The organism is Rhizobium sp. ZW T2_16 (assembly GCF_044987325.1).
Taxonomy (GTDB): Bacteria; Pseudomonadota; Alphaproteobacteria; order Rhizobiales; family Rhizobiaceae; genus Neorhizobium; species Neorhizobium cellulosilyticum.
On sequence record NZ_JBJDRG010000003.1, the window covers coordinates 148,318 to 174,081 of the forward strand.

Genomic DNA, 25,764 nt, shown 5'->3' on the forward strand with positions numbered 1-25,764 from the left:
CTATTCTCCGCCTTGCGGGGAAGTCAGCCGGGAGGATCGCATGGCCGAAATCGCGCAATCGACATCCCGCCCAACCGGGATTTCGACAAGCCTGACCTGCCGGGACGGCGTGCCACTGAACGGTCATATCTGGCCAGCGCGAGGAAGGCCCATCGCTCGCGTGATCATCAACGCCGCCACCGGCGTGCTTGCCCGTTATTATCACTATTACGCGGACTTCCTTGCCGGCGAAGGGTTCGATGTATTGACCTATGACTATCGCGGCATCGGTCTGTCGCGGCCGGAAACCCTGCGCGGCTGCGGGTATCGCTGGCGGGACTGGGGCGAGCAGGATTTCGATGCGGCGCTGCGGTTCATGACCAAAAGAGCGCCGGAACTTCCGTTGATGGTAGTGGGGCACAGTATCGGTGGTTACCTGCCGGGGCTTTCTACCGAAGCGCACCGGATAGACCGGATGCTGACGATGGGGGCGCAATATGCCTGGTGGGGAGATTATGCGGCAGGGCATCGATCGAGGTTGTTCTGGCGCTGGCACATGGTGATGCCTGCCTTGACCGCGATCTACGGGTATTTTCCCGGCAGGAAGCTCGGCTGGCTGGAAGATCTTCCGGCTGGTGTCGCCAATGAATGGAGCTTTCGCGGGCCGCGAATGGAGCGGACGCATCCGAAGCATGAACGCGAGGCTGTGCTTTCGCGATTTGCCGCCGTCACCGCGCCGATCCTGGCGATCTGCGTGACCGATGATGATATAGGTTCGGCCGCGGCGATCCGGCGGACGCTTTCCTATTATTGCAATGCCGAGCGGATCGAAGCCAGTCTATCGCCATCGCATTACGGGCTCGATGCAATCGGGCATTTCAGCCTTTTCCACTCCCGCCATGCCGGCGGTTTCTGGAAGGATACGCTCTCGTGGCTGAAGGATGGCGTGAACCCCTTTGGGAGCAGCGCTTCGGTTTGAGACAGGTCAATGTGCGACAATCGGCCGGTGCCAAGATGATCTCGACCAGGGAGGTCACCCAAGGAGGTCAACAAAATGTTCAAACATATCCTCATCCCGACCGACGGTTCGCCGCTATCGACCCAGGCACTGGAAAAGGCGCTCGATTTTGCGCGCGAAAGCAATGCGAAGGTGACGGTGCTGGCGGTGATCGAGCCGCTACAGGTGTTTACCGTCTATCCCGTCGGCATGGACATCGCCTATGCCGAATACGAGCAGCGCGCGAACGAACAGGCAGACGGCATTCTGGCCGATGCGAAAGCGGCCGCCGCACAGCGCGATCTGACCTGCGAAGCGATAAAGCTCCAGAGCGTCGATCCGGCCGGATGCATCGTCAAGACAGCAGAAAAATATGGCTGCGACGCGATCGTGATGGCATCGCACGGACGTTCGGGCTTCAAGGCATTCATGCTCGGTAGCGTGACGATGAAGGTGCTTGCCGGATCGAAACTGCCGGTGCTTGTTTACAGGTAAGAGAACAGACGTTCGGCTACATCCAGCGGCAAGAAAAGAATGATAGTGGAGGTTCCGCTGTCATCAAATCGACAGTCGGTTATGGCGACGCTCACATATTGGAGCGCACCTCCCTCAAGATAGCCAGCGTGGACATGCCGACCGTCGTTGCATTCCAAACTGAACTCGGCTTCTCCATCCTCGGCGCGGATGAATGCCCATGTCCGCCCGCTGCCGGGTGGGAGCTGGAGGAGGCTGTCCCATACCGATAGCCGGCCACCCAAGAAATCTTCTCGGTTGACCCGCAGGATGATCAGATTGGACCGATATCCGACTGCAGCGATCAACACTAGAACCGCACAGAGGAGGGCCACTACCTTCGCCGTTTGATTCATATCAGCCCATCAGGCTGCCGTAGCGCACCGAATAGATGCGATCGCGGCCGAGGAGATGGGCGACAAGCGTTTCCTGCTTGAACAGGCCCTGCATGGCCCGATGGCGGAGATCGAGGCCGCCGGTGAGAACGCCGAAGGCCGGCATGAGCAGGCGGTGGCCGTCGCTGGCGAAACACGGGCGACGAACCGACTTTTCGCGGCGCCGGACGGTAGCGGCGGGATGGAGGTGCCCGGCAATCTCGCCCTTTGCCGAAATCAGGCTGGGTTCGTGGCGAAAAACCAGCCCCCCATAAAGAAGTTCGTCGCTCGAGATGCCCGGCAGGTCTGTGGTTCCGTCGGGATCGTGGTTGCCGTTGATCCAGATCCAGTCGCGGCCGCGCGCCATGTCCGTGATCATTTTTCTCAGGTCCGCAGGCAGGTGTTCAGAGCCGCTGCGATCATGGAAATTGTCGCCGAGCGAGACGACGAGTTTCGGCTCATAGCGGGCAATAACGGCGTTGAGGATATTAAGCGTGGCGATCGTGTCATAGGGCGGCAGCATCATGCCGCGGCGGGCGAAGGCCGCGCCCTTTTCCAGATGCAGGTCGGAGACGACGAGGGTCTGCGTTTCCGGCAGGTAAAGGCCGCCCAGCGGATCGCAGACGGCGGCGATGCCGTGGACAAGGATTTCCTCGGCGCCGGTGGGTTGGCCTGTTACGATGGTGCGGGGGCTAAGCCCGAGGCGGTGCATCAAGGTCGTTTCGTCTTTCCTGTCAATGTCGAGGGCTGCCCCTCACCCGCCCTGCCGGGCACCTTCTCCCCGTACTGACGGGGAGAAGGAGACTTGTGGCACCCGTACAGCCCCGATCCGCTACACCGAGCAGGGCAAGTCCCCTCGCCCCGCTTGCGGGGAGAGGGTTAGGGTGAGGGGCGATCGCCAACCGAAACGGTGGACAATCCAGCCTCCGCAATCAATTCATCCGCCGCCTCCTGCAGCACCGCATCCTGCGCCTCGCCCGGTACCTGCTCCTTGCCGATCTCCAGCATGATCGGCACCGCCAGCGGCGAGACGCGATCGAGGTCACGGTGGGTGATATGCCCCTTGATTCGGGACAGCATATCGCCGAGACGACCGATATCCAGAAGCCCGGAAGCGGCATCGCGGCGTGTCGCCTCCAAAAGCACGTGGTCCGGCTCGTGGGAGCGCAGCACGTCGTAGATCAGGTCGGTCGAGACCGTGACCTGACGGCCGGTCTTTTCCTTGCCCGGATGACGACGTTCGATCAAACCGGAAATCACGGCGCAATTGCGGAAGGTGCGCTTGAGCATGTAACTTTCGTCGAGCCAGGCTTCGAGATCGTCTCCCAACATGTCCTCATCGAAGAGGTCGGAGAGGCTCAGGGAGCCATCGGCGATCATCGCGCCGAGATCGTTCAAGCCCCAGATGGCGAGCGAATAATCGGTGGCGACGAAGCCGAGCGGGCGGGCGCCGAGGCGTTCGAGACGGCGGGTGAGCAGCATGCCGAGCGTCTGGTGCGCCAGGCGGCCCTCAAAGCAGTAAGCGATGAGGAAGAAGCGTTTGCCGCGCGGAAAGGTCTCGATCAGCAGCTCGTCCTGTTTCGGCAGCATGGAGCGTTCGAGCTGGATATTCAGCCAGTCGCGGACCTGGTCGGGTAGGCTGACGCGGCGATCCGGATCGGCCAGCATGGCGCGGACCTGGTCGGCCAGATAGGTGGTGAGCGGAAACTTGCCGCCGGCATAGGCGGGGATTTTCGGATCGAGCGAGAAGGCGTTGGAGACGAGGCATTCGTTTTCGCGGATGCCTTCGAAGCGCAGGACTTTACCGGCAAACAGGAACGTGTCGCCCTGGACCAGCTGTTCGAGAAAATATTCCTCGACCTTGCCGAGCGACATGCCTCCCCTGCCTAAAGTTCCCTTGGCATTGCGTTTGACGAGACGGACATTGAGTTCAGCGGCTTCGACGATCGTACCGAGGTTCATGCGGTACTGCTGGGCGATCTGCGGATTGGAGACGCGCCAGCGGCCGTCCTCTTGTCTGCGTATCCTTGCATAACGCTCGTAGGAGCGCAGGGCGTAACCGCCGGTGGCGACGAAATCGACGATGCGCTCGAACATTTCCCAGGAGAGGTTCGCATAGGGCGAGGCGGAGGTGATCTCATCGTAAAGTTCGACCGGATCGAAAGGTTCGGCACAGGCCATGCCAAGCACATGCTGGGCCAGAACATCGAGAGCACCCTCGCCTACCGGCGGCGTATCCTGCGCGCCGAGATAGTTGGCATCAAGGGCTGCCTGGCACTCCATGACTTCGAAACGGTTGGCGGGGACGAGTATCGCCTTCGACGGTTCGTCCATGCGGTGGTTGGCGCGGCCGATGCGCTGGGCAAGCCGCGAGGCGCCCTTCGGCGCGCCGACATGGACGACCAGATCGACATCGCCCCAGTCCAGCCCCATGTCGAGCGTCGAGGTGGCGACGACAGCGCGCAATCTGTTGTCGGCCATCGCCGCCTCCACCCTTCGGCGCTGGCTGGCATCGAGCGAACCGTGGTGGAGGGCGATCGGCAGATTGTCCTCGTTGATGGTCCAGAGCGACTGGAAGAGAAGTTCCGCCTGGAAGCGGGTGTTGACGAAGATCAGCGTGGTCTTGTGGCGCTTGATCTCCTCGTAGACCTCCGGGATGGCGTAGGTGGAGACGTGGCCGGACCAGGGGATGCGGGTTTCAGTGCCTAAAATGGTGATGTCGGGGGCGGCACCGCCGGTGACATGGACGAGGCCGGCGGGAGGTGCCGGATGCTCTCCCTGAGGGACCAGCCAGCGCTGCAGGTCCATCGGGTCGGCGACGGTGGCGGAAAGGCCGATCGTCTGCATTTCTGGCGCGTGCTTGCGGAGACGCGCGAGGCCGAGCGAGAGGAGATGGCCGCGCTTGGAGGTGACGAGTGAATGAAGCTCGTCGAGCACGACATATTTCAGGTCCTTGAAGAAACGTCCGGCTTCCTTGTTGGCAAGCAGAAGCGCCACCTGCTCCGGTGTGGTCAGCAGAATATCGGGCGGGGTGAGCTTCTGGCGCTGGCGCTTGGATTGCGGCGTATCGCCGGTGCGGTTTTCGACGGTAACCGAGAGGCCCATTTCGGTGACGGGCTTCATCAGGTTGCGCTCGATATCGACGGTCAGCGCCTTCAAGGGCGAGATGTAAAGCGTGTGGATGCCGGTGAAGGCGGAACCGGGCGGGATATTTCCGCGGGTGACGAGATCGGTAAGCGAGGGCAGGAAACCGGCAAGCGTCTTGCCGGCACCGGTCGGCGCGATCAGCAGCATGTTCTCGCCGCCCTGCGCGCGGGCCAGAAGTTCCAGCTGGTGCGCGCGCGGTTGCCAGCCCTTTTCACCGAACCATTTGAGGAACGGCGTGGGCAGGGTCGCGGCCTGATTGCCGGAGGGTTTGGTTTCGACGAGATCCACGGAATGAAAGATAAGCTTTCATCAGCGGAAATGAAGGCCTATTGACACGGCCCCGACGATCATGGATAAATTTTATCCGTGATAAGGAGATGGAAATGAAACTGAGTGACGGCGTCGAACAGGCAATCCACTGTGTGGGCATGCTCTCCGGCCTTTCGGAAGGTGGGGTTCTGTCTGCGGCGGCGCTTGCCGAATTTCACGGCGTTTCGACCAGCTATCTCCTGAAGCACCTGCAGGCGCTTTCCGGCGCCGGTATCGTTGCCACCATGCCCGGTCCGAAAGGCGGCTACCGGCTGGCGAAAACACCGGACCGGATCAGCCTGCTCGACATCGTGCTGGCCGTGGAAGGGCCGGCACCGGCGTTTCGCTGCGCGGAGATCCGCCAGCGTGGGCCGAACCCGCTGCCGGGGCGGTATTTTACGAAACCCTGCGGAATCAATGCGGCGATGCTGAAGGCCGAAAAGGCCTATCGCGCCGAACTTGCCAAGGTGACGATGGCATCGATCCTGGCGGAGCTTGCAGCGGACGATGACGGCGGGATCGCCGCCCGTGGCTGCGCCTTCATGGAAATCAACGAACGCAAATCGGCCCGTGGATAGGGCCCGAAACCCTCTAGGAGACACGATCATGCACCCGCGCTTCAACTTTTTCAAAGCCTCGCCCGACGCCTACAAGGCGGTGATGGATATCGAGAACTACGTGCAGGCTTCCGGCCTTGAGCGCCGTTTCATTCACCTGATCAAGCTTCGCGCCTCGATCATCAACGGCTGCGCCTTCTGTGTCGATATGCATGTGAAGGAAAGCCGCCATGACGGGCTATCCGAACAATGGATCAACCTGATGAGCGTGTGGTGGGAATCGCCCGTTTATGACGACAAGGAACGCGCCCTGCTCGGTTGGGTCGACTCGGTCACGAAGATTGCCGAGACCGGTATTCCGGACAGCACCTATGAGCCGCTGAAGGCGCATTTTACCGAAGAGGAGATGGTCAAGATCACCGTGGCGATCGGCGCAATCAACATCTGGAACCGGCTGGCCGTCGGCTTCCGCTCGCAGCATCCGATCGACAAGGTGGCCAACGCCGCCTGAGGCCCGTGGATCAGCGGACGATATATCTATCGGTGCGGTGGTTGATGGCGAGCGTCAGGTTGAGCGTCACCGCCGCAACGATGGAACAAGCAATGACGAACGGGCTTGCGACGAAGAAGGACAGGAAGAGCACGACGCAATCCAGCCCGAGTTGCACGAAGCCGGCCCGCCAGCCCAGCCTGTCCTGCAGATAGAGCGCCAGAATGCCGAAACCGCCGAGCGAGGCGCGGTGGCGGAAAAGAACGAGCATGCCGCAGCCGATCAGAAGGCCGCCGAAAAGGGCGGCGGTGATGGGCTCGATGCTGTCGAAGGTGATAAGTTTCGGCAGGATGCCGGTGAGCACGGAGGTGAGTGCGACGGCGGCGAAAGTCTTGACCGTGAAGGCGAGGCCGAGGCGCTTATAGGCCAACCAGTAGAAAGGCAGGTTCAGCAGGAAGAAGGCCGTGCCGAAGCTGATATCGACGGAATAACGCAGGAGGAAACCGAGGCCGGCCGTGCCGCCGATCAACAGATGGGCTGCCGCAAGCATGGTGACGCCGAGCGCCGCCAGCATGGAGCCGGCAACGACGCCCTGAATATCCTCGATGATCGAGTGCTTTTCCGTTGACGAGGCCCAGAAGCCGATCGGGCTTTTCTTGTCCGCCGCATCCGCCATGTCAGCGCACCGCGATATACCGGTCGGACCGGTGATTGATGGTCAGAAGCAGGTTCAAGACGACAGCGCTCAGAAGCGACCAGAGGACCGTCATCGGGCTGACGACAAAGAAGGCGGCGGCCATGACGCAGAGATCGAAACCGAGCTGGACAAGGCCTGCCGGGATCTTGAAACGGTCCTGGATATAGATGGCGAGAATGCCGATGCCGCCAAGCGAGGCGCGGTGGCGATAAAGACCGAGCAGGCCGAAGCCGATCAGGATGCCGCCGAGAAGGGCCGCCCAGAACGGATCGAGATGCTGGATGACGATGAATTTCCGCTCAAGCTCGGTGATGAAGGAGACCATCAGGATGGCAATGAAGGTCTTGAAGGAAAAGCCGAGGCCGAGGCGTTTGAACGAGAGATAGTAGAAGGGCAGATTGACGACGAAGAACAGGACGCCGAAGGGGATATCGAAAGCATAGTGCAAAAGGAAGGCGACACCTGCGGTGCCGCTCGTCAAGAACCCCGCCTGGCTCAGGAAATAAAGTCCAAGGGCCGCGACCATGGCGCTGATGAACAGGCCCTGCGCATCCTCCATCTTCGTGTGGCGGGCCGGATCTAGGCTATAAAAGCCCAGCCGGCGCTTCTGCGCGCTCTGTTGGTCGGCCAAATTGTTCCCCTTAATCCGTTCCGGGTTTCGCGCCGGTTTTTCAGCAATTGTGCATTGCGATAGCGGCTTCATCAAGCGTCATCAACAACGCGTGAGCGCTCCAGGCAAAATCGCAAGAAAACGCCGGTTCAGGCGGCTTTGCGCGACAGAAACAATATGCCCCTGACCGGTTTTCCGGCATCCATGCGAATGGTGGTGCGCTCGATCTCCAGAAGCTCCAGCCGATGATGGGCGAGCAGCAGCCGGATATGGGCTTCGGAATGGGCGTAACGAAGGCTGTCGCGCAGCACGAAGCCCTCCTCTTCGCCGGCATCCTCCACCGAGAAGGCGAACAGGCCTCGGGGTGCGAGCAGATCGGCGACCAGCGGGAAGACGGTTTCCAGCGAGCCGAGATACATCAGAACGTCGGCGGCAGATACGAGATCGGCGCGATGTTTTGGGAGATCCGGGCCGAACAGGCCGCTTTCTTCGGCCGAAAGGCTGAGGTCGGATTGGCCGAGATGATCGTAAAGCGCTTTTTCCTCGGCCTTGGCGAGCATGTTGGTGGAGAGGTCAAAACCCTCCAGACGTGCCGTATGCTCTTTGATCTCCGCGCCGAAAAGCCCTGTGCCGCAGCCAAGATCGACCGTCAGGGCGAAGGGTGCATGGGGAAGCACGAGTGCGGCGAGCTTGCCGGGGACGGAATAATCGAGCTTTTCGACCAGGGCTGTGTCGAAGCGCTCGGCATATTCATCGAACAGACTTTCGACATAGCGGCTCGGTGGTTGATCCGGCGCTTCCTCGGCGCCGATGACAGCCAGTTTCAACGTTGCGCCGAACACGTCTTCGGGTTCGAGTTCCAGCGCGCGACGATAGGCGTCTTCCGCCGTCTCCAGCTCCGCCTTCTCGCGATATTCACCCAAACGGAACCAGCCTGCGGCCCAGCCGGGCGCCAGTTCCAGCGCCTGTTCCATCAGTTCGGCAGCGGCAGCGAAGTCGCGACCTTCCGCCAGCATGCGAGCGTAATCGGCACGACGGTCGGCGATCACATCGCCGGAAGAGAACTGGCTCATCGATATTGTCCTGAAATCATGCCGCTCATCGCCGAAGCCACAAAAAAACTCAAGTTCTATTTGAGAGGCGAAGATGAATGCTTATCTGACGGTTGCAGGCGCTTGTCGCCGCAGCTATGGCATTTTGAAGCAACGGAGACGGTCAAGAATGGCGGATGGTGTGAACAGGTTTCTCGGCGACTCGATCGGCCGGACGATCATCAAGCTGATCGTGGTCTGCCTGATCGTCGGTTTCGTGCTCGCCTTTTTCGGCTACACGCCGAACAATATCATCGGCAGCCTGCGCTACCATTTCTACGATATCCTGCATAACGGATTCGATGCGCTGGGCGACATCGGCAATTACCTGCTTCTCGGCGCGATCGTGGTCATCCCGGTTTTCGTCGTTCTTCGCCTGATAAGCTATCGCCGCTAATGACTGTTTCGCTCAACACTTCGCGACGGGGCTTTCTCGTTCTCTCCGGCATGAGCCTCGCGCTGGCCGGCTGTTCCACCACCGCTGTGATGACGCCGACGCCCGGCTCGCAGGATGACACGGTTGCAGCGCTGCCCATGGTCAACAAGCTGCGCGCCGCCAAAGGACTTTCGGCACTTTCGCTCGATACATCGGCTCGCAAGGCAGCAGGTATCCAGGCGATCCGGATGGCGAAGGCCGAAGAGATGAAGCACCTGATCGGCTTCGGCGACGATTTCGGCGCACGGATGAAAAAGAGCGACGTGGCGCTGCCGGCAGCTGAAAACATCGCGGCCGGGCAGAGATCGGTGGAAGCCGCCGTGCAGGCCTGGATCGACAGTCCCAAGCATCTGGAAAACATGCTCGGGAACTATCGCGGGCTGGGCGTCGCCATGGCGCCGTCCAAGGACGGCAGGCCCTATTGGGCCATGGTCCTTTCCGGCTGATCAGATCGGCTGCGAGGCCCAGTGATCGACGCGGGTATCGCGCAGATCCCGTATCGAAGCGATGCCGTCGCGATCGAGCAATTTCGATAGACCGCGGTTGATATCGCCCGGAAGAGCCGGACCCTCATAGACCATGCAGGAATAGACCTGCACCAGATCGGCACCGGCGCGGATCTTTTCCGCTGCATTCTCGGCGCTTCCCACACCACCGACACCGATGATCGGCATATCCGGACCGATGCGCTTGCGTATGCGGGCAAGCACCGCCGTCGACTTGGCGAATAGCGGAGCACCGGACATGCCGCCGGCCTGTTTCGCCTGATCCTGATCCTTCAGGCCTTCGCGCGAAAGCGTGGTATTCGAGACGATCAGGCCGTCAAGATCATGAGCCAGCGCTTCGGCGGCTACATCATCGAGACCTTCTTCTGTCAGGTCCGGGGCGATCTTCAGGAAGACCGGCAGGCGTTTTCCGGCACGGTCCGCCTCTTCATTGCGGGCAGCAAGCACGGCGGAAAGAAGCGCCGCCAGGCTTTCACGCGCCTGCAGGTCACGCAGGCCGGGTGTATTGGGCGAGGAAATGTTGACGGTGAAGTAGGTCGCCAGCGAATAGAAACGCCGGATGCCCAGAACGTAATCGGCGATGCGATCGGCGCTGTCCTTGTTGGCGCCGATATTGACCCCAACGATGCCCTTTGCGTTGCCACGGGCGCTGAGGCGCGCGAAAACTGCGTCATGGCCCCGATTGTTGAAGCCGAAGCGGTTGATAACGGCGCGATCCTCGACCAGGCGGAAGAGCCGCGGCTTGTCGTTACCCGCCTGCGGCTTCGGCGTCAGCGTTCCAACCTCGGTAAAACCGAAGCCGATCTTCAAAAGCGCATCCGGCACTTCGGCATTCTTGTCATATCCGGCGGCAAGACCGACCGGGTTTTCGAAGCGGATGCCGGCAACCGTCTGCGCCAGACGCGGATCGGGCTTTGGCGGACAGACCGGCGAGATGCCGCTCTTCAGCGCGGTGATCGACAGGTTGTGGGCGATTTCAGGATCGAAAACGAAAAGGCTACGGGAGGCAATTCCCGCCAGGCGGCCGATCATGGCATTTTCTCCGGAAAGGCATGCTGGCCGTCAACGCCGATCAGGAGTGGCATCTCCCAGATCACCGCCGAAAGCGGCAGGCTGCCATAAAGGTGAGGGAAAAGATCGCCGCCACGGGACGGCTCGAATTTCAGGTCTTCGCCAAGAGGCCGCGAATCCACCGCGACCAGCATCAACCCGGTCACGCCGGCGAAATGCAGTCTTGCCGTTTCGCGCGCCTGGGTGCCGGTGGAAAAATGGATATAACCGTCACGGTGGTCGATCTCGGCCCCTTCGAAGACACCCCTCGCCTTGGCTTCCCGCCAGATGGTTTCGGGCACGATCTTGTAAACGGTATCCGTCATCACACATCTCCATTGAGATTTAGGGCTTGTGAGAACTTTGAGGCCTGCGAACCCGTTAGAGCAGATAAGCGGCGTTGCGGATCGTTTGCCGCAAAGGCGGCGAAAAGTCCATTACTATCGGAGGAGACAAAATGCGCATTTCGGCAATCAGCATTGCCGCCGCTTCTCTGACCGGCGCCTTGCTCGTTTCAACAGGGGCAGAGGCACAGCAGAGGTTCCAGCTGGAGCAGACGGACCAGGGCATCGTGCGGCTGGACACGGAGACCGGGGCGATCACCACCTGCACACAGGAAAACAACGAGTTGACCTGCCGGATGGCACCGGACGAGCGCGCGGCCTATGAGAAGGAACTCGACCTCCTGGAAAAACGCGTAACGGCGCTCGAGGAACGTATCAGCCAGACACCGCCCGGACGATTGCCGAGCGACGCGGAAGTCGATCGGTCGCTATCGATCATGGAGCGCTTCATGCGAACGTTCATGGGTATCGTGCGCGAATTTACCGGAGAGCCGAACCCCGCGCCGCAACCGGACAGGACCTGACGTGCATCACTGCGCGACATGGTGGGTTGTCGCATAATCGATACAGATCCGTTGGCCTTCTACTCGCGGAAGATGTGCAGCAGTCAAAGGCCACTCTTGTTTCGGCTCATCAACAGCGTTACAAATTGACGCAGGCCTTGAGGAGGGCCCGGGATTTCAATCTCAGCACAACTATGCCTTTGGGAGGAGGCGTGGGAATGCAGACACTCAAAATCATCATCGCAGACGATCATCCCCTGTTTCGCGGCGCGCTCGTGCAGACGCTTCAGGCCATGGCGGAGGATGTAACCATCATCGAATGCGGCGAGTTTTCCGCCGCGCTCAAGGCAGCAGACGAACATCCGGATGCCGACCTGATGCTGCTTGACCTCGCCATGCCAGGGGTCAGCGGGTTTTCGGGGCTGATGACATTGAGGGCGCAGTTTTCGGCGCTTCCTATCGTCATCGTTTCGGCAACGGACGACAGCGGCACCGTGCGCCGGTCGATAGAGCTGGGAGCATCCGGCTTCATTCCGAAGTCATCCGGACTCGACGACATCCGCATGGCGGTAAAGACCGTGCTCGACGGCGGGATATTCTCACCCGGCAGCGACACCAGCCAGCCGGAGGACGATCCGATGCTGATCGAAATTCTCGACCGGCTGAAGACGCTGACACCACAGCAGAACAGGGTGCTGACCATGCTTGCCGAAGGCCTGCTCAACAAGCAGATCGCCTATGAACTTGGCGTCTCGGAAGCGACGATCAAGGCGCATGTCTCGGCAATCCTTCTGAAGCTCAATGTCGACAGCCGGACCCAGGCTGTGATCAAGCTCGGCAAGATCAACATGGCCATGGTGGCGTAAGGAGAAAAAGGATTTTATTCCTCTTCGAGCTTTACGTGCAGGTGACCTTCGGCTAAAATCAGGCGTGCCGGAGACGCTCTTTGGCATTGACGCAGAAGCCGGGATCGGTGAGCGCGTCACCTCTGATTGAAGGCTGCATGGCGCCCCTCTTCAAGCGGTCGCGGACTGGAGCCTTGTAAAGGCCGGGGCACGGGCGAAAATGCTGTCACATGACGCCATATGGAACGCGATCGACAGGCTTGCCGAACGTCATCAACTGACGCCATCCGGGCTTGCGAGGCGGGCTGGACTGGATCCTACCTCGTTCAATCGTTCAAAGCGTCTGGGGCCTGACGGGCGGCTGCGCTGGCCTTCGACGGAATCGATCTCGAAAGTACTCGATGCAACCGGGGCCACGATCGACCAATTCATGAGCTATCTGCCCGCTGGCGGCCGCAACCAGATACCCGAGGGTAATTTTCCGCCGCAGGCCGGCAATATTCCGCTGCTTGGCTTTGCCCAAGCGGGAGCAGGCGGCTTTTTCGACGATGGTGGATTTCCGGCCGGACAGGGCTGGGATGTCGTCGAGTTTCCCGTAGATCCGTCACGCAGGGTGGGCGTCTATGCGCTCGAAGTGCAGGGGGAATCGATGATGCCGCTCTATCGCGACGGTGACGTGCTGATTGTCGAGCCGGGGGCGCAGGTGAGACGCGGTGACCGCGTCGTGTTGAAAACCAAGGAGGGTGAAGTGATGGCCAAGGTGCTGGCACGCCAGAGCCCGAAAAGCGTCGAAGTGATGTCGCTCAACCCGGAGCATCCCAACCGGACCTTTGATCTTGCCGATGTGGAGTGGATGGCCCGCATAATCTGGGCGAGCCAGTGAGGTCCCTGCTTTCTCGGTTACGGGAGACAGGAACAAATTCCCAGCTCAATATAACCCGTTTGGAAAATAGCGCAGATAAAGATCCTGCAGCCTGCCGTTACGGGACAGCTCGGCGAGTGCCTGATCGAAGGCCGAGACCAGAAGCGGGTCGGTGCGACGCACCATGACGGACAGGCCCTCGCCCAGGAATTTTTCCGAAAGATAAGGGCCGTCGAAAAGCATGCAGCATTTTTCAGAAGCGTCGCTGGCGACCCAGAAGGGCAATCTCAATCCATCGGAAAAAACGGCGTCGATCTTTTTTTCCTTCAAGGCCGTAGTCATTGCCTCACCGGTTTCGAACGGCACGGCGATGATGCCTGGAAAAAATGCCTTGAGCATCGCCTCATGTGCGGTTTCCTTGACTACGCCGACACGACGCCCGGCGAGTGCTGCAGCAGTGTCGCCCGGTACGTCGGCCGAGCGGCTTTTGGCAAAACGCGCCGGGATGCCGATATAGGAGCGGGAGAACAAAAAACGCTCCCGCCGGTCCTGATTGACCGCGATGCCCGCCATCACCGCCTCACCGCCATTGGCCTCCAACGTCCTTTCCAGTTCGTCGAACGGTATGGACTGGATTTGGCATTTGGCCTCGAGCTTCAGTTCAGCGCAGATTTCGCGGGCAAGATCGACGTTGAAACCGGATAGGCGTCCCGTCTGGTCGGTGAAGTTGAAAGGCGGAAAATCAACGGTTGTCAGAATGCGCAGGCGAACGATCGTCGACAGATCCGGGCGAGCCACGCGTTCGCGGCTGTCGAACATCAGCGGCAGGCGATTTCCGCTTTCGGATGCAAGGCTCGTCCCGGGTGATGCGAAAGCGGCCACCAACATCACGAAAGCTGCAAAGAGATCGCGCGCCCCCCGCCAAACTAGGGATGTAATCATCCGGTGCCTCATTATGATCGTCTGCGGGTCAGGCAGGAGCGCCCCTATCGGGTGCTCCTTGGGGACGGTGTAACAGAACCATGCGCTTCGGGGAATATCCGCCGCAGGGATCGGCGGTCTGTGACGATGAGCCTGCCACGAGCTTGCCGAACGGCGGTTCAGAGGGCCGGCAGGCCAATGACCAAGAGTTTCGCGGCGACACCGATCCGGATCCTCCGGAAGCTGAGGCCGCGGTTCTTGCCGCTCTCGGTTTCTCCAAGCCGATGATTGCCCGAATGCGCGAGCGGGCGCTGCGTCACGGCACGTCGATCGAGGCCGAGCTGCTGCGCTCCGGCGAGGTGCGCGAAGAGGCTTATTACGGCGCGATCGCGCGGTTGCTGCGGTTGCCTTTCATCGACACGATCGATCCCCGTCTTGTGCAGGACGCAATGACGCTGGACAGCCAGCTTATACGTCCGACCATGATCCGGCTTGCTCATCGCAGTCGGGCGCCGGAAACCGTCATCGTGCCGGAGGCGGCGCGACTGGCAGAACTTGCCGCAGCCCTGACCACCATGCCCATGCTCGGCCGGAACCTTGCCATCACGACACCAGGCGCCATTCGCAAGGCGGTGTGGGCTGCGGGAGCCGGACGGCGCGGGCAGGAAACGACCAACGGGCTTTTCGAGCGGCAACCAGCTTTCTCCGCCCGGACGGTGCTTTCGGGTAAGCAGGGATTTTTCGCAGGTGCGTTCGTCGCCGGAACGATCGCGACCTTCCTCATCATACCGGTCGTGACGCTTCTCAGCCTGCATATCATTCTGTCGCTGACCTATCTTGCTTCGCTATTGCTGCGGCTGACGGCGCTTGCTTTGAAGATGCATCTGCCGAGCCCTGCTACCAGGTTCAACCTGAAAGCCGGCCCGTTACCGCGCTACACTGTCATGGTGGCGCTTTACCGAGAAGCCCCCGTCGTCGGCCAACTCATAGCCTGCCTCGAACGGCTCGACTGGCCCCATACACTCATCGATATCAAGCTCGTCTGCGAAGACGACGACGCCGAGACGATTGCCGCGCTGACCGCGCTTGAACCTGGACCACAGTTCGAAATCGTCATTGTGCCGCCAATCGGTCCGCGAACCAAGCCAAAGGCACTTACCTATGCGCTCTCTTCGGCACGGGGTGAATTTCTGGCCATATATGACGCGGAAGACCGGCCGCACCCCCTGCAACTGCGCGAAGCGCACGCAACCTTTGTCAACGGGCCGCCCGAACTGGCCTGCCTGCAGGCGCCGCTGATCATTGCCAATGCCCGGAAATCACCGCTCAGCGCCCTGTTCTCGCTTGAATATTCCGCACTGTTCAGGGGCCTATTACCAATGCTCGCCAGACGACGAATGCCCCTGCCGCTCGGAGGAACGTCCAACCATTTCAAAACCGAAATATTGAAGAAAGTCGGCGGCTGGGATCCATATAATGTGACCGAGGACGCAGATATGGGGCTGCGCCTCTATCGGCTCGGCTACCGTTCGGACGTGTTGACCTGCCAGACACTGGAGGACGCGCCGGTACAGGTTTCCGTCTGGATGGCGCAACGCGCCCGCTGGTATAAAGGCTGGCTGCAGACATGGCTGGTGCTGATGCGCGATCCGGCGAGGCTGATGCGGGAGATGGGCCTGCCCGCTTTTGTGACTTTCCAGCTGATGGTGGGCGGGATGCTGATCTCGGCATTGCTTCACCCCTTGATCTTCGTTTTCCTCTGGCTCGGGGCATCCGCCATGCTCGACGCACCCAAAAACGACCTGCCACTCGGTGTCGTCTCGCTGTTCGTCATGGATTTCGTCAACATCCTCGGAAGCTACCTGATCTTCCTGGGATTGGGGGTCGGGTCGATGATCGACCATGAAAAGCGGCAGATCGGCTGGCGATGGGTGATGGTGCCATTCTACTGGCTGATGATCTCGGCTGCAGCCTGGCGGGCGGTGATCGAACTCAAGACCAATCCGTTCCACTGGAACAAGACACCGCATGCGCCGACATCAACGGACTGAAACCGCATGACGACAATTTCCGTCGAATGCATCCAGACGTTCTACCGGCCTCACGGACCTTCGAGCAGGATCTTCATGCGCGGATCATCCGGCGTTGCGCCCGAAAAGTCCTGCGCATCGGGTCCGCCCGGATCGATCGAATACCAGAAGCCCTGATCAGGCGTATGGTAGCCTTTCTGTCCGGCATAGACACCAAACCAGGTGTAGCCGGTCCAGACATCGGAGTTGGCGGCAAAATATGCCAGAAGGTCTCGCAGTTCCTTATAGCAAGCCTCATTCTTGGCCACCGCGAATTCGCCGAGAAACAACCGCATCCTGTTGGCGCGCGCCCATTCCGTCGACTCCACCAGAACTGTGGCACCTGATCCAGGATTGCAGGTCTGTTTCTGTCCGGCACTGTAGTCGTCAAGATAACGGTGAACGTCGATGACCAGATTGTTGCCGGGATCACGGACGAGCGGCCCGAGCGGTTTTCCAAGCGGTTGCCCCGTCCAGGACAGGTCATGGGCGAAACCGTATCCATCCAATAGGATCGTGTTGGTCGCGCCGGTTGCGCGAATATCCTTCAGCACCGTATTGTAGGTCGCAGCAAGCTTGATGCCGTCCACATCGTGCGGCTCATTCATGATGCCGAACATGACGCGGGGATTTGTCTTGAATTTCATAGCGAGCCTGACCCAGAGATCAGAGAAATGGGCCGCCGAGACTTCCTGAGCCTCGCCTATGATGACCTCGTTCTTCGGTTGCCTGTCGAAATTGAGGTCCCGGCGCATGAAGTTATGTACATCGACGATGACCGTGGCCCCAGCACCCGTCAGAAAATCAACCTCCCGTTCAAGCGCCGCAAGCACGGTTGGATCGAGATCTCCGCCGAGCCTTGGCTGAATCCATTCCCAGGCGAAAACCAGTCGGAAAACGCGCATGCCCTTTCCCAGGTAATATTTCATTCCCTCATCGGTCGCCCAGGTGGTGGACTGGGTATAATAACCGTTATTCCCGACGAGATTGACGCCACGCCCGAATAGAAGGTTCGTCGAAGCAGCCGATACCGGGAAGCTCAAAATTGCGATGAGGAGACCAAGGAATGCGGCAAACTTCTGCATGGAAATCCTTTTCCCGAAATAACGTGCGTCGTAAGAATTGTCTGGCGTCATCCATCACATCAATATGCGAAAGATGCCGCACGTATTCTCAAAAATCAAAGTCGAACCAAATTTCCGATATACACACTACACCAATGGAAACGGCCTCGCGTATTGTCACGATGATCTTCCAGACCCGCAACACAACAATCATTTATTTTACTTGAATTTCATTTCCCAATCGCAGTCCTACACATGCAGGCACTGCCAAACATCTTGATAGATGAATTCATCATTATTGACTCGATGGCATGCCCGACTATTTTCAATGCAGGGAGGCCGGCGAAACAGGATGGGAACTCATGCGTATCCATCTCAGATCAAAGCTTATCGATTCCGTCGAGTATGACGAAATGTCGTTCCGCATGACGGTATTCATGTCCAACGGGCAGGTTCGCGAGTTTTGCGAGGTTCCCGCCGTTGTCATCGCCGATCTGTGTGATGCGAGTTCGCCCGGTGGCTACTATATGCGCGCGATCCGCAACCGCTATCCGACGCCATGAATAATCGTTGGCTCCGCCTCAGGCTTGCCGGGTGGATCAGTGAAAGTTCGTGACAGTCGACCTTTGCCGGAAGCGCGTTGACTGGCCTTCTTATTGGGCTGCGCCAGCAGAACGAACCATCTCACCCAAGCCGAAGATACGGCTTCAAAGACGTCTTATGCCGGGAGGCTCATCATCAGGGGTATAGGCAGCTTTGGCCTTGGCGGGAAAGGTGGCTGGAGCGGGTGAAGGGAATCGAACCCTCGTATTCAGCTTGGGAAGCTGCTGCTCTACCATTGAGCTACACCCGCTTGCGCGTGCAGGTTTCCAACAACGGATCGCGGCTGTCAAGGCCGGCTGGGTTGTCTGCGGCATCGGGATTGGTCGGGCAGATACGGTTCGAAACGCCCAACCGGGATCGAGCGTGATGCTCAGCCGCGGAAATGTTTCGACAGTTTCAGGCCCTGAGCCTGATAGTTCGAGCCGAGGCCCGAGCCGTAAAGGCCTTCCGGAGCCTGCAGCATATGCTCGTAGACGAGGCGTCCGACAATCTGGCTGTCTTCGAGGATGAAGGGCACCTCGTGGCTGCGGACCTCCAGGACGGCGCGGCTGCCTCGTCCGCCTGCGGCTTCGTGTCCGAAGCCCGGATCGAAGAAGCCGGCATAATGGACACGGAATTCGCCGACCAGCGGATCGAAAGGGGTCATTTCGGCGGCATAAAGCGGCGGCACATGCACGGCCTCGCGGGAGACGAGGATGTAGAACTCATCCGGATCGAGGATCAGCTCGTTGCGGCCGCGGCTGTAGAGCGGCTCCCAGAAATCGAAAACATCGTGCTGGGCCTTCTTGTCGACATCGACTACGGCCGTGTGATGCTTGCCACGATAACCGATCAGGCCATTCGCATCACCCTTGAGATCGATCGACAGCGCGATACCGCCGCCGGACACGTTCGGCATCGAGGATGCGACCAGCGTTTCGGTCTCGTGCAGATGCAAGAGTTCAGGTTCCGACAGGAGGGCATTGCCGATGCGGAAGCGGATTTGCGACAGGCGCGAACCCTGTCGGGCGACGATCGGGAAAGTGCGCGGCGAGATTTCGAGATAGAGCGGGCCGCGGTAACCGACCGGGATCTTGTCGAACTCCTGCGCATGATCAGTGATGACGCGGGTGAAGATATCGAGACGGCCGGTCGAGGATTTCGGATTTGCCGACGCCGACATATTTGCCGGCAGATCGAGGCTTTCCATCAGCGGCACGATATAGACGCAGCCGGTTTCCAGAACCGCGCCCTCCGACAGATCGACAACATGCAGCTTCAACCGGTCGAGCTTATCGGAAACGAGGCTGTTTGGACCTGGCATGAAGGAGGCGCGCACGCGAAATGCCTTGGCACCCAGACGAAGGTCCAAGCTGGCCGGCTGAATCTGATCGCGGTCGAGATCCCGTTCGGAGAACAGCCGTCCCGTTTCGAAGAGCGCCGCAATTGCGCGGTCCGCCAGAATTCCCGTGTCGCGAGCCATGATCGTTTCTTTCAAAATTTGGCGGTGACAAAACCAAATGCAGGGCATTGACGCAAGCGAATGCGAGGCGTAAGCCAGCTTTATCCCGTGGTGATTTGCCGGTCGGCTTGCAGCCACGTTAAACAAGTGGCTAAAAAGACCGGGTTGCTAAAACCGGTCTGCTTTCGCGGCCGGTTTTTTTTGTTTTGGATTGAGGACTAGCATGACAAACAAATGGCGCCCGGCAACTACACTCGTCCACGGCGGTACGCTGCGTTCGCAATATGGCGAAATGTCTGAAGCGATCTATCTCACCCAGGGCTTTGCCTACGACAGTTCGGAAGCCGCGGAAGCGCGCTTCAAGGGCGAGACCGAAGGTTACATTTACGCCCGCTACGGCAGCCCGACCAATGACATGTTTGAAAAGCGCATGTGTGCGCTGGAAGGTGCGGAAGAAGCCCGCGCCACGGCATCCGGCATGGCCGCCGTTTCCGCCGCCCTGCTCTGCCAGCTGAAGGCCGGCGATCATATCGTTGCAGCCCGCGCGCTGTTCGGCTCATGCCGTTGGGTGGTCGAGACGCTCGCACCGCGCTACGGCATCGAATGCACGCTCATCGACGGCCGCGATCTCGCCAATTGGGAGAAAGCGATCCAGAAGAATACCAAGGTGTTCTTCCTCGAAAGCCCGACCAACCCGACGCTCGAGATCGTCGACATTGCCGGCGTGGCAAAGCTTGCCAACCAGATCGGCGCAAAGGTGGTGGTCGACAACGTGTTCGCCACGCCGCTTTTCCAGAAGCCGCTGGAACTCGGCGCCCACATCGTCGTCTATTCGGCCACCAAGCATATCGACGGCCAGGGCCGCAGCCTTGCCGGCGTGATCCTTTCCGACAAGGAATGGGTGGACGAGCATCTGCAGGATTATTATCGCCACACGGGTCCGGCCATGTCGCCGTTTACCGCCTGGACGCTGATCAAGGGACTTGAGACGCTACCGATCCGAGTCAAGGCGCAGACGGACAACGCCTCGCAGATCGCCGACTTCCTGGCAGAGCACAAGCATGTCGCCAAGGTCATCTATCCGGGCCGCAAGGACCATCCGCAGGCCGACATCATCGCCAAGCAGATGAGCGGCGGATCGACGCTGGTCTGCTTCGAGCTGAAGGGCGGCAAGGAAGCTGCCTTCAAGCTGCAGAACGCGCTGGACGTGGTAACGATCTCCAACAATCTCGGCGACACCCGCAGCCTGATCACGCATCCAGCAACAACGACGCACAAGAACCTCACCGACGAGGCGCGTGCAGAGCTTGGCATTTCGCCCGGCACCGTGCGCTTCTCGGCCGGCATCGAGGACGGCGAAGATCTGCTTGAAGATTTTGCCAAGGCTCTGGCTTCTATCTGAGGTCTTTTCGGCCCGTCGATATGGTGAATCCGGTTTTCGGATTCACCCTATCAGTTATCCCTAATTCCAAGAACAGATCACAGTTTCTCGCGTAAACCGCGAGTTTTCTTGACGTTCGATGCCGTGTGTACGATATGCGGGGATGTAGATTCCATGTTCTACGGCGTGGTTGACGTGCAAGAAACGATATCCGGCGCTGTAGTTTTGAGGTATTTGTCCATGTATCGCGCCCGGACAAGAGACATAGAAGTTGCCGTCGAGCCGTTCTATCTGGAGGAGCAGTCCAGTCCGGAAGAGAGCCGCTATGTCTGGGGCTATCGCATTGTTATCGAGAACCACTCGATCCATACGGTAAAGCTGGTTCACCGCTACTGGCATATTACCGACCAGAACGGTCTGGTCGACGAAGTGGACGGGCTTGGCGTCGTCGGAGAACAGCCGCGCCTGCAGCCGGGCGACAGCTATGAATATTCATCGGGCTGCCCACTGGACACGCCATCCGGCATGATGTTCGGCTATTACGACATGCAGACGGAAGAAGGCGAGGTCTTCAAGGTCGACATCCCCGCCTTCTCGCTGGATTCACCCGGGCTGAACCGGGTGCTGAATTGAGCCCTGCGGCTCAGGCCGGAGCGAATTCCGCCAGTTCGTAACGATAGGTCGTCGAGCAGAATTCGCAGGTGACGGCGATCTGGCCGTCTTCCTGGCTTGCCTCGATTTCCTCCGCCGTGAAGCCGGCGAGCACGCCCTTGATCTTGTCGCGCGAGCAGCTGCAACGATCGAAGACCGTCTGCGGTTCATAAACCCGCACGCCACGCTCGTGGAACAGGCGATAGAGAAGCCGTTCGATCGCGACCTGCGGATCGGTCAGCTCGTCAGTGTCGATCGTCTCGACCAGCGAACGGGCTTCATCCCAGGCATCATCGGTGACGCTGGTATCGCGTTCGTCGCCATCACCGCCGTGGAGATCCGGATGACGCATGCGCTCCGGCGCCTGGGGTAGGAACTGGGCGACCAGACCGCCTGCCCGCCAATTATGACGCGGCTTGCCGTCCTCATCGCGGTCGAAAAGCTCGGCCACGGCAAGACGGACACGGGTCGGTATCTGTTCCGACTGACGGAAATAGACGCCGGCAATCTCTTCCAGAGACGAGCCGTCCATCGGCACGATGCCCTGATAGGGCTGCATGCCCTTGCCCTGATCGATGGTGAAGGCGAGTACGCCCTGACCAAGAAGCTCCGGCGGCGAGGTCTTGCCATCCTTGACGGCAGCAGCCAGTGCATCCTCGTCGTAACGGGCATAGGCGCGAAGCGCATCCGGCGTGGAGAAATCAGCCACGAGAAGATCGACGGGTCCGTCGCCCTTGGTCTGAACTGTGAACTTGCCATCAAATTTCAGCGAAGTACCGAGCAATGCCGTCAGCACCAGTGCTTCTGCAAGCAGCCTTGCAACCGGAGCCGGATAATCATGGCGACCCAGAATGGTGTTGAGAAGCGGCCCAAGCTGCACCGCACGGCCACGAACATCCAGGCCCTCGACCTGGAAGGGAACAACCCTGTCGTCTCCGGCAAAGTGGAGGTCCTTCAGTTCCACGGTTGCTTCCGCCATCATCTTACTCCTTCACACCGATCGTCTCGGGCCTTGTCCCCGACCTTTACACAAACAGGCCGGCAAGCGGAACCGCTGGGCCGCTCGAAAATGTCGGGGATGTCTGTTGAAGCGCCGGCACCAGGCACTGCGCGTTTGAAAGCCGACAAATGGTGCCGGCTTCAAGCCAATTCAAGAGCCAGAAGACAGGCTCAGATCGCGCCGAAGCACCAGGCCAGAATGGACTTCTGGGCGTGGAGGCGGTTTTCAGCCTCGTCGAAGACGACCGACTGCGGGCCATCGATCACGGCGTCGGTGACTTCCTCGCCACGATGGGCCGGCAGGCAGTGCATGAACAGCGCATCGGCCTTGGCCTGCTTCATCAGCGCTTCATTGACCTGATAGGGCTGGAAGATGTTGTGGCCGCGCGCCTTGTGTTCCTGGTTCATCGAAACCCAGGTATCCGTGACCACGACATCGGCGCCGGCAACCGCGCGCTCGACATCGTGGGTGAGCATGATCTCGCCGCCGTTGTTGCGCGCCCAGTTCAAGAACTTGTCATGCGGCTCGGAACCCATCGGAACGGCCATATTCATGCGGTAACCGAAACGGGCCGAACCTTCGACGAGCGAATGCAGCACGTTATTGCCGTCGCCCGTCCAGGCAATCGTCTTGCCGGCGACGGGACCGCGATGTTCCTCGAAGGTCATCAGGTCGGCCATGATCTGGCAGGGATGGGTGTCGTCTGTCAGCGCATTGATGACCGGCACGGTGGCATGTTCGGCCAGTTCCAGAAGGCGCTTGTGATCGGTGGTGCGGATCATGATCGCGTCGACATAACGCGACAGAACCTTGGCGGTGTCGCCGATCGTCTCGGCGCGGCCGAGCTGCATCTCGGTACCCGACAGGAACAGCGTCTCGCCGCCGAGCTGGCGCATGCCCACATCGAAGGAGACGCGGGTGCGGGTGGACGGCTTCTCGAAAATCATGGCCAGCATCTTGCCGGCCAGCGGCTTGTCAGCCGTGCCGGCTTTGGTTGCCAGCTTTCGCACCTTTGCATCATCGAGGATGGAGCGCAGGTCACCCGCCGACACAGCGGAAAGATCGAGAAAATGCTTGGGAGATGCCATTACCTTGTTCCCTAACGGAGGGAACCGGAAGGCGCCCTCTCTACGTATTCTTAAGCGGATTTCTTCAGCTGGTCAGCCGACAGCGTTTCGGCAGCACGCTCGATACGGCGAAGACCTTCGCGCGCTTCCTCGGCGGTGACGACAAGCGGCGGCAGAATGCGGACGACGTTATCGCCTGCCATGACGGCCAGCATATGCTGATCGCGCATTCCGGAGATCAGGTCGCCGGCCGGCACCTTTGCCTTGATGCCGAGCAACAGGCCCTCGCCGCGAATATCCTCGATCACGGTCGGGAAACGATCCTTGAGCGCAGCAAGGCCCTGACGGAAGACGAGTGCGACATCGCGAACGTTTTCCAGGAAACCGTCGGCGAGCACGATATCAAGCACCGCATTGCCACAGGCCATGGCCAGCGGGTTGCCACCATAGGTGGTGCCGTGGATGCCGGGCTTCATGCCGGATGCGGCTTCTGCCGTTGCAAGGCATGCGCCGAACGGGAAGCCGCCGCCAATACCCTTGGCGATCGCCATGATGTCAGGGGTGATGCCGGCCCATTCATGGGCAAAGAGCTTGCCGGTACGGCCGACGCCGGTCTGAACTTCGTCGAGGATCAAAAGAAGACCCTTTTCGTCGCAGATGCGGCGCAGCTCGCGCATGAATTCCTTCGGAACCGGACGCACACCGCCCTCGCCCTGGATCGGCTCGATCAACAGAGCGCCGGTGTTCTCGTTGATCGCAGCGTTCAGCGCATCGAGATCACCGAAGGGCACCTGATCAAAACCCTGAGCCTTGGGGCCGAAGCCTTCCATATATTTTTCCTGGCCGCCGGCTGCGATCGTTGCGATCGTCCGGCCGTGGAAGGCACCTTCAAAGGTGATGATATGGAACTTTTCCAGGTGCCCCTTGGAATAGTGATAACGGCGGGCCGTCTTGATTGCGCATTCCAGCGCTTCCGCACCCGAATTGGTGAAGAAGGCCTTGTCCGCAAAGGTTGCGTCGACCAGACGGCGCGCCAAGCGCTCCTGCTCCGGGATTTCATAAAGATTGGACAGATGCCAGACCTTCTCGGCCTGCGATTTCAGCGCTTCGACCAGATGCGGATTGGCATGGCCGCAGGACGTGACAGCGACACCCGCACCGAAGTCGAGATATCGCTCGCCGCTTTCCGTCACAAGCCAAACGCCTTCGCCACGCTCAAAGCGCAGCGGGGCCCGGGCAAAGGTGTCGAAAAGCGCAGATTCAGCCATGGCGGCTCACTCCTAATGCATCCGATTGCGGATATTCAAAAAATCAAAATGCCGCCCTCGGGGCGGCCGCGGCACTATCGCCACTCATCCATGTGATGTCAATAAAACTCACGGAAATCTGGGGCTTCAAGGCATTTTGCTGCAAGGACGCAACCCTGCCGACAGCTGTGACAAAAATGACTCTCCCGGAAAGCAAGTTGGGGAAAACCGGGAAATCGATTCGTGGCGATTCCGGGGACTCTTGTCACGGAGTCTGCGGACCTCTAGGTTAAAGATCAATTACTAGACTGCATGCGGCGGAACTAGTCACCAAAAGCATAGATATAGTGCCTGTTGCGAGATGTATCGCGCGACATTGGTGAGGGATTCTGCATGCCACCAACGTTCAAAGGCGGAGAACGGGCATGAACTGGACGGACGAGCGCGTTGAAAAACTGAAAAGGTTGTGGTCGGAAGGCTTGAGCGCCAGCCAGATCGCCGCACAACTTGGAGGCGTAAGCCGCAATGCCGTGATCGGCAAGGTCCATCGCCTCAACCTGCCGGGCCGCGCAAAGGCGGGCGGCACAATCGCGACGAACCGTACGGCAAAGCGCCCAGCAGCAACTACTTCCCGTCCCCAGCAGACATTCGCCACCCGTCCGGCAGCACGCCCGGTCGCCCGTCCGGTCGGCGCAACCGCGCTCAAGGAAGAGGTCGAGTTCGAGGCTTCGCAGGAACTGGTCTACCGTCCCGCTTCCAACGTTGTCCTGCCGATTTCCCGCAAGCTGGCGCTGACCGAATTGACCGAACGCACCTGCAAGTGGCCCGTCGGCGATCCGCTGACGGACGATTTCCACTTCTGTGGCTGTGAGTCCCCGGATAATTCGCCTTACTGCACCTACCATGCGAAGCTCGCCTACCAGCCGGTCAACGAGCGCCGCCGTCCGAGCGCTGCACGGGCGTAAAGTTCGGCACCATAAACAACGATCAAGCGGGCTTCGGCCCGCTTT

Annotated in this window: 28 protein-coding genes, 1 tRNA gene and 1 riboswitch; of the genes, 14 read left to right on the plus strand and 15 right to left on the minus strand. The window is 59.9% G+C overall.

What is annotated here, in order from left to right:
• Positions 1-40 precede the first annotated feature (40 nt).
• Positions 41-958 (plus strand): alpha/beta fold hydrolase, encoded by a 918-nt coding sequence (locus ACI3K0_RS10615; RefSeq protein WP_183823425.1) that lies wholly within the window; start codon positions 41-43, stop codon positions 956-958.
• 75 nt (positions 959-1,033) lie between these two features.
• Entirely contained in the window at positions 1,034-1,471 is a 438-nt protein-coding gene (locus tag ACI3K0_RS10620; protein WP_183823428.1) for a universal stress protein, read from the plus strand.
• Here ACI3K0_RS10620 and ACI3K0_RS10625 read toward each other — a convergent pair.
• The 3 genes from ACI3K0_RS10625 to ACI3K0_RS10635 all read right to left on the minus strand — a co-directional run bounded on the left by ACI3K0_RS10625 (position 1,462) and on the right by ACI3K0_RS10635 (position 5,298).
• Positions 1,462-1,797, minus strand: coding sequence for a hypothetical protein (locus ACI3K0_RS10625; protein ID WP_183823430.1), 336 nt, complete (start codon positions 1,795-1,797; stop codon positions 1,462-1,464). The two genes, ACI3K0_RS10620 and ACI3K0_RS10625, sit on opposite strands and share 10 nt — an antisense overlap.
• A 49-nt stretch (positions 1,798-1,846) precedes the next feature.
• Complete coding sequence (gene pdeM / locus ACI3K0_RS10630; RefSeq protein ID WP_394353665.1) at positions 1,847-2,578, minus strand: ligase-associated DNA damage response endonuclease PdeM; 732 nt, start codon at positions 2,576-2,578, stop codon at positions 1,847-1,849.
• Positions 2,579-2,742: 164 nt separating this feature from the next.
• The gene (locus ACI3K0_RS10635) at positions 2,743-5,298 is read right to left on the minus strand and encodes a ligase-associated DNA damage response DEXH box helicase (protein ID WP_183823432.1); all 2,556 of its coding nucleotides are present in this window, start codon (positions 5,296-5,298) and stop codon (positions 2,743-2,745) included.
• Between the two features lie 95 nt (positions 5,299-5,393).
• Here ACI3K0_RS10635 and ACI3K0_RS10640 point away from each other — a divergent pair, with 95 nt between their 5' ends.
• Positions 5,394-5,897 carry an Rrf2 family transcriptional regulator gene (locus ACI3K0_RS10640; RefSeq protein WP_183823434.1) on the plus strand — a complete coding sequence of 168 codons (504 nt, stop codon included), beginning with the start codon at positions 5,394-5,396 and terminating at the stop codon, positions 5,895-5,897.
• Positions 5,898-5,925: 28 nt separating this feature from the next.
• Positions 5,926-6,387, plus strand: a complete 462-nt coding sequence (locus ACI3K0_RS10645; protein WP_183823436.1) for a carboxymuconolactone decarboxylase family protein — start codon at positions 5,926-5,928, stop codon at positions 6,385-6,387.
• 10 nt (positions 6,388-6,397) lie between these two features.
• Here ACI3K0_RS10645 and ACI3K0_RS10650 read toward each other — a convergent pair whose 3' ends face one another.
• The 3 genes from ACI3K0_RS10650 to ACI3K0_RS10660 all read right to left on the minus strand — a co-directional run bounded on the left by ACI3K0_RS10650 (position 6,398) and on the right by ACI3K0_RS10660 (position 8,752).
• Positions 6,398-7,042, minus strand: coding sequence for a YitT family protein (locus ACI3K0_RS10650; protein ID WP_183823439.1), 645 nt, complete (start codon positions 7,040-7,042; stop codon positions 6,398-6,400).
• A gap of 1 nt (position 7,043) precedes the next feature.
• Positions 7,044-7,622, minus strand: a complete 579-nt coding sequence (locus ACI3K0_RS10655; protein WP_246436058.1) for a YitT family protein — start codon at positions 7,620-7,622, stop codon at positions 7,044-7,046.
• 200 nt (positions 7,623-7,822) lie between these two features.
• Positions 7,823-8,752 (minus strand): methyltransferase, encoded by a 930-nt coding sequence (locus ACI3K0_RS10660; RefSeq protein ID WP_404945376.1) that lies wholly within the window; start codon positions 8,750-8,752, stop codon positions 7,823-7,825.
• 142 nt (positions 8,753-8,894) lie between these two features.
• Between ACI3K0_RS10660 and ACI3K0_RS10665 the strand changes: the two genes are divergently transcribed.
• Together ACI3K0_RS10665 and ACI3K0_RS10670 are read left to right on the plus strand one after the other, a co-directional pair.
• Positions 8,895-9,161: a DUF6460 domain-containing protein gene (locus ACI3K0_RS10665; protein WP_183823443.1), complete on the plus strand. Its 267-nt coding sequence runs from the start codon at positions 8,895-8,897 to the stop codon at positions 9,159-9,161.
• The gene (locus ACI3K0_RS10670; protein ID WP_183823445.1) at positions 9,161-9,646 is read left to right on the plus strand and encodes a CAP domain-containing protein; all 486 of its coding nucleotides are present in this window, start codon (positions 9,161-9,163) and stop codon (positions 9,644-9,646) included. The genes ACI3K0_RS10665 and ACI3K0_RS10670 overlap by 1 nt, the downstream gene beginning before the upstream one ends.
• Here ACI3K0_RS10670 and ACI3K0_RS10675 read toward each other — a convergent pair whose 3' ends face one another.
• Both ACI3K0_RS10675 and ACI3K0_RS10680 read right to left on the minus strand, forming a co-directional pair.
• On the minus strand, positions 9,647-10,738 hold the full coding sequence (locus ACI3K0_RS10675; RefSeq protein ID WP_183823447.1) for a quinone-dependent dihydroorotate dehydrogenase: 1,092 nt from the start codon (positions 10,736-10,738) through the stop codon (positions 9,647-9,649).
• The gene (locus ACI3K0_RS10680) at positions 10,735-11,082 is read right to left on the minus strand and encodes a DUF952 domain-containing protein (protein WP_183823450.1); all 348 of its coding nucleotides are present in this window, start codon (positions 11,080-11,082) and stop codon (positions 10,735-10,737) included. Before ACI3K0_RS10680 ends, ACI3K0_RS10675 begins: the two co-directional genes overlap by 4 nt.
• A 131-nt stretch (positions 11,083-11,213) precedes the next feature.
• Between ACI3K0_RS10680 and ACI3K0_RS10685 the strand changes: the two genes are divergently transcribed.
• From ACI3K0_RS10685 to ACI3K0_RS10695, 3 genes are all read left to right on the plus strand, one after another.
• Positions 11,214-11,624, plus strand: coding sequence for a hypothetical protein (locus tag ACI3K0_RS10685; protein WP_183823452.1), 411 nt, complete (start codon positions 11,214-11,216; stop codon positions 11,622-11,624).
• Positions 11,625-11,821: 197 nt separating this feature from the next.
• The gene (locus tag ACI3K0_RS10690) at positions 11,822-12,469 is read left to right on the plus strand and encodes a response regulator transcription factor (protein WP_183823454.1); all 648 of its coding nucleotides are present in this window, start codon (positions 11,822-11,824) and stop codon (positions 12,467-12,469) included.
• A gap of 199 nt (positions 12,470-12,668) precedes the next feature.
• On the plus strand, positions 12,669-13,331 hold the full coding sequence (locus ACI3K0_RS10695; RefSeq protein ID WP_183823456.1) for a helix-turn-helix transcriptional regulator: 663 nt from the start codon (positions 12,669-12,671) through the stop codon (positions 13,329-13,331).
• A gap of 45 nt (positions 13,332-13,376) precedes the next feature.
• On the opposite strand, the gene ACI3K0_RS10700 is transcribed toward ACI3K0_RS10695, so the two are convergent.
• Complete coding sequence (locus ACI3K0_RS10700) at positions 13,377-14,264, minus strand: transporter substrate-binding domain-containing protein (RefSeq protein WP_404945320.1); 888 nt, start codon at positions 14,262-14,264, stop codon at positions 13,377-13,379.
• 68 nt (positions 14,265-14,332) lie between these two features.
• On the opposite strand from ACI3K0_RS10700, the gene ACI3K0_RS10705 reads away from it, so the two are divergent.
• Positions 14,333-16,282, plus strand: coding sequence for a glycosyltransferase family 2 protein (locus tag ACI3K0_RS10705; protein ID WP_183823458.1), 1,950 nt, complete (start codon positions 14,333-14,335; stop codon positions 16,280-16,282).
• Positions 16,283-16,332: 50 nt separating this feature from the next.
• On the opposite strand, the gene ACI3K0_RS10710 is transcribed toward ACI3K0_RS10705, so the two are convergent.
• Positions 16,333-17,385, minus strand: coding sequence for a glycoside hydrolase family 5 protein (locus ACI3K0_RS10710; protein WP_183823460.1), 1,053 nt, complete (start codon positions 17,383-17,385; stop codon positions 16,333-16,335).
• 341 nt (positions 17,386-17,726) lie between these two features.
• Here ACI3K0_RS10710 and ACI3K0_RS10715 point away from each other — a divergent pair, with 341 nt between their 5' ends.
• A complete protein-coding gene (locus tag ACI3K0_RS10715) occupies positions 17,727-17,927 on the plus strand; it encodes a KTSC domain-containing protein (RefSeq protein WP_183823462.1) in 201 nt (66 codons plus the stop codon).
• Positions 17,928-18,143: 216 nt separating this feature from the next.
• On the opposite strand, the gene ACI3K0_RS10720 is transcribed toward ACI3K0_RS10715, so the two are convergent.
• Positions 18,144-18,217 (minus strand) — tRNA-Gly (locus tag ACI3K0_RS10720).
• A gap of 120 nt (positions 18,218-18,337) precedes the next feature.
• On the minus strand, positions 18,338-19,429 hold the full coding sequence (locus ACI3K0_RS10725) for a 2'-deoxycytidine 5'-triphosphate deaminase (RefSeq protein ID WP_183823464.1): 1,092 nt from the start codon (positions 19,427-19,429) through the stop codon (positions 18,338-18,340).
• Positions 19,430-19,506: 77 nt separating this feature from the next.
• Positions 19,507-19,584, plus strand: a riboswitch (SAM riboswitch).
• A 47-nt stretch (positions 19,585-19,631) separates the two neighbouring features.
• Here ACI3K0_RS10725 and ACI3K0_RS10730 point away from each other — a divergent pair.
• Positions 19,632-20,810: an O-succinylhomoserine sulfhydrylase gene (locus ACI3K0_RS10730; RefSeq protein ID WP_183823466.1), complete on the plus strand. Its 1,179-nt coding sequence runs from the start codon at positions 19,632-19,634 to the stop codon at positions 20,808-20,810.
• Between the two features lie 219 nt (positions 20,811-21,029).
• Positions 21,030-21,422 carry a Co2+/Mg2+ efflux protein ApaG gene (gene apaG / locus ACI3K0_RS10735; protein ID WP_112458352.1) on the plus strand — a complete coding sequence of 131 codons (393 nt, stop codon included), beginning with the start codon at positions 21,030-21,032 and terminating at the stop codon, positions 21,420-21,422.
• A 10-nt stretch (positions 21,423-21,432) separates the two neighbouring features.
• On the opposite strand, the gene ACI3K0_RS10740 is transcribed toward apaG, so the two are convergent.
• The 3 genes from ACI3K0_RS10740 to ACI3K0_RS10750 all read right to left on the minus strand — a co-directional run bounded on the left by ACI3K0_RS10740 (position 21,433) and on the right by ACI3K0_RS10750 (position 24,775).
• Complete coding sequence (locus ACI3K0_RS10740) at positions 21,433-22,419, minus strand: Hsp33 family molecular chaperone (RefSeq protein WP_183823468.1); 987 nt, start codon at positions 22,417-22,419, stop codon at positions 21,433-21,435.
• A 191-nt stretch (positions 22,420-22,610) separates the two neighbouring features.
• The gene (gene argF / locus ACI3K0_RS10745; protein WP_183823470.1) at positions 22,611-23,528 is read right to left on the minus strand and encodes an ornithine carbamoyltransferase; all 918 of its coding nucleotides are present in this window, start codon (positions 23,526-23,528) and stop codon (positions 22,611-22,613) included.
• Between the two features lie 50 nt (positions 23,529-23,578).
• The gene (locus tag ACI3K0_RS10750; protein ID WP_404945321.1) at positions 23,579-24,775 is read right to left on the minus strand and encodes an aspartate aminotransferase family protein; all 1,197 of its coding nucleotides are present in this window, start codon (positions 24,773-24,775) and stop codon (positions 23,579-23,581) included.
• Positions 24,776-25,179: 404 nt separating this feature from the next.
• On the opposite strand from ACI3K0_RS10750, the gene ACI3K0_RS10755 reads away from it, so the two are divergent.
• Entirely contained in the window at positions 25,180-25,719 is a 540-nt protein-coding gene (locus tag ACI3K0_RS10755) for a GcrA family cell cycle regulator (RefSeq protein ID WP_148148312.1), read from the plus strand.
• Positions 25,720-25,764: the final 45 nt, after the last annotated feature.